General features: G+C 67.2%; 1 pseudogene. It reads left to right on the top strand.

Features of this window, described 5'->3' with window-relative positions:
- Nucleotide 1: 1 nt before the first annotated feature.
- Nucleotides 2-1,189 (top strand): annotated as a pseudogene (gene ahpF, locus BAY1663_RS22740) (alkyl hydroperoxide reductase subunit F); the annotation flags it as partial.

Genomic DNA, 1,189 nt, shown 5'->3' with positions numbered 1-1,189 from the left:
AATGTTGGACACCACTCTCAAGACCCAGTTGAAAGCCTACCTGGAGAAGGTCACGCAGCCCTTCGAGATCGTCGCGTCCCTCGATGACGGCGAGAAATCCCAAGAGCTGCTGGGCCTGCTGCAGGACATCGCCGGCCTCAGCGACAAGATCACCCTCAGGACCGACGGCGACGATGCGCGCAAGCCGTCGTTCGCCCTCAACCGCATCGGCGGCGACATCAGCCTGCGCTTCGCCGGCATCCCCATGGGCCACGAATTCACCTCGCTGGTGCTGGCCCTGCTGCAGGTCGGCGGCCACCCGTCGAAGACCGCGGCGGACGTGATCGAGCAGATCAAGGCGCTGGACGGCGACTACCGCTTCGAAACCTACTTCTCGCTGTCCTGCCAGAACTGCCCGGACGTGGTCCAGGCGCTGAACCTGATGGCCGTGCTCAACCCGAACATCAAGCACGTGGCCATCGACGGCGCGCTGTTCCAGGACGAAGTCGAAGCCCGCCAGATCATGTCAGTGCCGAGCATCTACCTCAACGGCGAGCTTCGCCCAGGGCCGCATGAGCGAGGAAGAGATCCTCGCCAAGCTCGACACCGGCTCCAGCGCCCGTGACGCGGAGAAACTCAATGCCCGCGACGCCTTCGACGTGCTGGTGGTCGGCGGTGGCCCGGCCGGTGCCGCGGCGGCCATCTACGCCGCGCGCAAGGGCATTCGCACCGGTGTCGCGGCCGAGCGCTTCGGCGGCCAGGTGCTGGACACCATGGCCATCGAGAACTTCATCTCGGTGAAGGAAACCGAAGGGCCGAAACTGGCCCGCGCACTGGAAGAGCACGTGCGCGAGTACGACGTCGACATCCTCAACCTGCAGCGCGCCAGCCAGCTGATCCCGGCCGGCGCAGACGGCCTGCACCGCGTCCGGTTCGACAACGGTGGCGAACTCAAGGCCAAGACCCTGATCCTCGCCACCGGTGCGCGCTGGCGCGAGATGAACGTGCCCGGCGAGCAGCAATACCGTGGCCGTGGCGTCGCCTACTGCCCGCACTGCGACGGCCCGCTGTTCAAGGGCAAGCGCGTGGCGGTGATCGGCGGCGGCAACTCCGGGGTGGAAGCGGCCATCGACCTGGCCGGCATCGTCGCCCACGTCACCCTGCTGGAGTTCGGCGAGGGCCTGCGGGCCGACGCGGTGCTGCAGCGCAA

It is taken from the genome of Pseudomonas sp. BAY1663 (assembly GCF_000582595.1).
In the GTDB taxonomy this organism is placed as follows: Bacteria; Pseudomonadota; Gammaproteobacteria; order Pseudomonadales; family Pseudomonadaceae; genus Stutzerimonas; species Stutzerimonas stutzeri_AF.
The sequence above is the reverse complement of the archived record's forward strand: the minus strand, read 5'-3'. Positions and strand labels throughout refer to the sequence as shown.